This window comes from Rhizobacter sp. P2_H2, assembly GCF_056403375.1.
In genome coordinates, this window is record NZ_JBFUFP010000372.1 from 1 (window position 1) to 4,861 (window position 4,861).

Consider the following 4,861-nt stretch of genomic DNA (forward strand, 5'->3'; position numbering starts at 1 on the left):
CCCTCAGGCCGACCCGAACCAGGAAGCGCCCGCCCCCGCCTGCGTGATGACCTTCAACGCGAGCGACCCGAGCGGCGCCGGCGGCCTGGCCGGCGATGTCGCGACGATCGCGGCGATGGGCGCGCACGCGCTGCCGGTGGTCACCTCGATCGTGCTGCGCGACACCGCCGAGGTGTTCGACCACAGCGCGATCGACGCCGACGTGGTGGTCGAGCAGGCCCGCAGCATCCTCGAGGACGTGAGCATCGCCGCCTGGAAGGTCGGTTTCCTCGGGTCTGCCGAGGGTGTCAGCGCGGTGGCCGAGGTGCTGTCCGACTACCCCGAGGTGCCGCTGGTCGCGTACATGCCCAACCTGTCGTGGCTCGAAGAGGATGACCAGCAGGCCTACCTCGACTCGTTCCGCGAGCTGGTGCTGCCGCAGACCGAGGTGCTGGTCGGCAGCCACCAGACGCTGACCGATTTCCTGCTGCCCGAGTGGAGCAGCGAGCGCCCGGCCTCGCCGCGCGAGCTGGCGGTGGCCGCCGCGCAGCATGGCACGCGCTTCGTGCTGGTCACGAGCGTGCCGCTTCCCGACCAGTTCATGGACAACGTGCTGGCCTCGCCGCAGGGCGCGATCACCGGCGAGAAGTTCGAGCGCTTCGAGGTGAGCTTCGTCGGTGCCGGCGACACGCTGTCGTCGGCACTGGCCGCGCTGCTGGCCGCCGGCAGCGAGTTGCACGCGGCCGTCGGCGAATCGCTGGCGTTCCTCGACCAGGCGCTGGACGCCGGCTTCCGCCCCGGCATGGGCAACGTGATTCCCGACCGCTTCTTCTGGGCGCTGCCGCCTGGAGAAGAAGGCGAGGAAGGCGAGCCCGGCAGCGGCGGCGCCGCCAACGACGATGAGGCCCCCAAGGACCCCCGGCATGTGCATTGAGACGGCGTGAGATGACGAAAACCAACGAGAGTCTGTTCGAGCGCGCGCGGCGCGTGATCCCCGGCGGCGTCAACTCGCCGGTGCGCGCATTCCGCGCCGTCGGCGGCACGCCGCGCTTCATCGCGCGTGCGCAGGGCGCGTACATGTATGACGCCGAGGGCAGCCGCTACATCGACTACATCGGCTCCTGGGGCCCGATGATCCTCGGCCACGGCCATCCGGCGGTGCTCGAGGCGGTGCAGAAGGCCGCGCTCGACGGCTTTTCGTTCGGCGCCCCGACCGAGCGCGAGATCGAACTGGCCGAGGAGATCCTGAAGCTGGTGCCGAGCATGGAGCAGGTGCGCCTGGTCAGCTCGGGCACCGAGGCGGCGATGAGCGCGATCCGGCTGGCGCGCGGCGCCACCGGCCGCAACAAGCTGATCAAGTTCGAGGGCTGCTACCACGGCCACGCGGATGCGTTGCTGGTGAAGGCCGGCTCGGGCCTCGCCACCTTCGGCACGTCCACCAGCGCCGGCGTGCCGGCCGAGGTGGTGCAGCACACGCTGGTGCTCGAGTACAACAACCTGCCCCAGCTCGAAGAGGCCTTCAGCCTGCACGGCGCCGACCTCGCCTGCGTGATGATCGAGCCGATCGCCGGCAACATGAACTTCATCCGCACGCAGCTGCCGTTCATGAAGCGGCTGCGCGAGCTGTGCACGCGGCACGGCGCGCTGCTGGTGTTCGACGAGGTGATGAGCGGCTTCCGCGTCGGCCTGCACAGTGCGCAGGGCCTGTACGMGCGCGCGCTGCCCGGCTTCGAGCCGGACCTCAGCGTGTTCGGCAAGGTGATCGGCGGCGGCATGCCGCTGGCGGCCTTCGGCGGCAAGCGCGCGGTGATGGAGCAGCTGGCGCCGCTCGGCCCGGTCTACCAGGCCGGCACGCTGTCGGGCAACCCGGTGGCCACCGCCTGCGGCCTGGCGACGCTGCGCGAGATCCAGCGCCCCGGCTTCTTCGAGGCGCTGTCGGCGCGCACCCGCAGCCTGGTCGATGGCCTGGCCGCGGTCGCGCGCGAGAACGGCGTGCCCTGGTCGACCGACTGCGAAGGCGGCATGTTCGGCTTCTTCCTGGCCGACACGCTGCCGCAGAACTACGCGACCGTGATGGCCACCGACAAGGAGCGCTTCAACCGCTTCTTCCACGGCCTGCTCGACCACGGCGTGTACATCGCCCCGGCGCTGTACGAGGCCGGCTTCGTCAGCGCCGCCCACACGGCTGAAGACATCGAGGCCACGATCGCTGCGGCACGATCCGTGCTGAAGTAGCGGCATGCACATCCACATCCTCGGCATCTGCGGCACCTTCATGGGCGGCATCGCCGCGCTCGCCCGCGAAGGCGGCCACCGCGTGACCGGCTGCGACGCCGGCGTCTACCCGCCGATGAGCGACCAGCTGCGCGCGCTCGGCATCGAGCTGATCGAAGGCTGGGGCGCCGAGCAGGTCAGGCTCGCGCCGGACCTGTTCGTCGTCGGCAACGTGGTCTCGCGCGGCAACGAGCTGATGGAAGCCATCCTCGATGCCGGCCTGCCGTACACCAGCGGGCCGCAGTGGCTGGCCGAGAACGTGCTGCAGGGCCGCCATGTGCTGGCGGTCGCCGGCACGCACGGCAAGACCAGCACCACCTCGATGCTGGCCTGGGTGCTGGAGCAGGCCGGGCTGAAGCCGGGCTTCCTGGTGGGCGGAGTGCCGCAGAACTTCGGGGTCTCCGCGCGTCTTGGCGAAGGCAAACCCTTCGTGATCGAGGCCGACGAGTACGACACCGCGTTCTTCGACAAGCGCAGCAAGTTCGTGCATTACCGTCCGCGCACCGCGGTGCTGAACAACCTCGAGTTCGACCACGCCGACATCTTCCCGGACCTGGGCGCGATCGAGACCCAGTTCCACCACCTGGTGCGCACGGTGCCGGCGGCCGGCCGGCTGGTTGTCAATGCGCGCGAGGAGTCGCTGCAGCGGGTGCTGGCGCGCGGCTGCTGGAGCGACGTGGTGCGGTTCGGCGCCCGCAAGGAAACGCCCGGCGCGCTGCGTGCGCGCGGCGAGCCGCATGTGTTCGACGTGCTGCGCGGCAGCCTGAAGATCGCGCACGTCGAGTGGCCGCTGCTGGGCGAGCACAACCAGCTGAATGCGCTCGCGGCGATCGCCGCCGCCGAGCACGTGGGCGTCGATCCGCAGGTCGCGGCGAAGGCGCTCGCCACGTTCCAGAACGTGCGCCGGCGCATGGAGCTGCGCGGCGAGGCCGGCGGCGTGAAGGTCTACGACGACTTCGCGCACCATCCGACGGCGATCCGCACCACGGTCAACGGGCTGCGCCGCAAGGTCGGGCTGGAGCGCATCCTCGCGGTGCTGGAGCCGCGCTCGAACACGATGAAGCTCGGCACGATGAAGGCCCAGCTGCCGTGGTCGCTGGAGGAGGCCGACCTGTCGTTCTGCTACCAGGGCAACCTGGGCTGGGACGCACGCGAGGCGCTCGCGCCGATGGGCGACAAGGCCATCGTGTGCGACACGATCGATGCGCTGGTGGCCGCGGTGCGCCGGGCCGCAAAGCCTGGCGACCATGTGCTGTGCATGAGTAACGGCGGGTTCGGCGGGGTGCACGACAAGCTGCTGGCAGCGCTGGCTGGCTAATTTTGCGCGAGCAAAGGCGCGGGCCGGGGATGTGGGGCTCGCCGGCCCGCGCTTTTGCCGAACCCGTAGCTCGATGCGCGCCGAACACAAGCCCGAGCGACAGCTCGGACATCAACCCTCATTTGTTCGCTTGTCACCTCCACCAGGCAGGGCGGTGGTATGAGGCGCGTGCGGGGAGTCTGTGGAGCGCCAATCAGGGCGGTGCGCCGGAGCTGGCTGGTTTCATGGCCCGCGTGCGCCAGCACGCTTCGTGCACTGACTGTCGCCCACTGTTTGACCACAACGAACGAAGTGAGTGGMGGGAGTTTGGGCGACGGGCCTTGAAACCAGTCAGCGSAGGGTAGTCAKYGCCCCGCCAGGGGCRATGACCGCACCGACCGGCGAGCCACAGACTCCCCGCACGCGCCGCACGCTCCAACGCCAGAACGTCAGCTCCGCAGCATCGAGGCCTTCAAAGCCTCGTTCAGCGTCGACAAGCTGTCCTGCAGATGCGCCCGGCTCTCGACCGACAACCGAGGGCTGTTGACCGCGCCGCGCAACTGCCCCTGCAGCTCGACCGCCTCCATCCGCACCAGGCTCAGCGCATCCGGCGGCAGCGTGCCCGCACCGCGGATCAGCAGCGACTGCACGCGGCGCAGGTGCTCGCGCTGCAGGTTGCGGCGCAGCCGGTCGATGTCGCTGCCGCTCTTCAGCTCGCTCCACACCGAGCCCTGCAGCGTGCCGTACACCTCGGCCAGCGAGATCACGTTGCGCTTGTTCGCATCGGCCACGTACAGCGGCAGGTCCAGCAGCCGCGACGCGGTGCCGGGGCTCATCAGCCGGTCGAGCGCCGTGACCTGCACCTGCAGCACCGCCGCCGGAATGCTCACCGGGCCGCCGCGGTCCCACTCGTTGTAGTCGGGCGACAGGCTCGACAGGAACTGCGGCTTGAAGCGGAAGCTGTCCGCGTTGAACAGCCCCTTGGCCAGGAACTGCAGCGCATCGCGCTGCTTGGCCGGCGCCACCGGCGCGTAGGCCGGCCGGTTGGTCGAGCCCGGCAGGTCGCGCACCGTGTTCATGCCGCCGACGTACTTGCCGACCAGGTCGGCCGCGCGGTTGAGCTGCTGGAAGCCGCTGAGCAGCACGCGGCGCTGGCGGATCGCCTCGTCGCCCGGTTGCGGCGTGCGGTCCTGCACCCGCTGCCACAGCTCGCGCGACAGCAGCAGCCGCTTCTCGTAGTACGCGAGCGGGTCGTCGCCCAGGTCGAAGCGGTTGACCAGCGGGTCGATGCCGTCGTTGCCGCGCTGGCCG

The 4,861-nt window shown here is 70.2% G+C and carries 4 protein-coding genes; 3 read left to right on the forward strand and 1 reads right to left on the reverse strand.

Features of this window, described 5'->3' with window-relative positions:
- From thiD to mpl, 3 genes are all read left to right on the forward strand, one after another.
- A partial coding sequence (gene thiD, locus AC1D15_RS18230) for a bifunctional hydroxymethylpyrimidine kinase/phosphomethylpyrimidine kinase (protein ID WP_477827090.1) occupies nt 1-913 on the forward strand: 913 nt, incomplete at its 5' end.
- A gap of 11 nt (nt 914-924) precedes the next feature.
- Nucleotides 925-2,214, forward strand: coding sequence for a glutamate-1-semialdehyde 2,1-aminomutase (gene hemL / locus AC1D15_RS18235; RefSeq protein ID WP_477827091.1), 1,290 nt, complete (start codon nt 925-927; stop codon nt 2,212-2,214).
- A gap of 4 nt (nt 2,215-2,218) precedes the next feature.
- Entirely contained in the window at nt 2,219-3,571 is a 1,353-nt protein-coding gene (gene mpl / locus AC1D15_RS18240) for a UDP-N-acetylmuramate:L-alanyl-gamma-D-glutamyl-meso-diaminopimelate ligase (protein ID WP_465112840.1), read from the forward strand.
- Between the two features lie 428 nt (nt 3,572-3,999).
- Here mpl and AC1D15_RS18245 read toward each other — a convergent pair.
- A partial coding sequence (locus AC1D15_RS18245) for a zinc-dependent metalloprotease (protein WP_477827092.1) occupies nt 4,000-4,861 on the reverse strand: 862 nt, incomplete at its 5' end.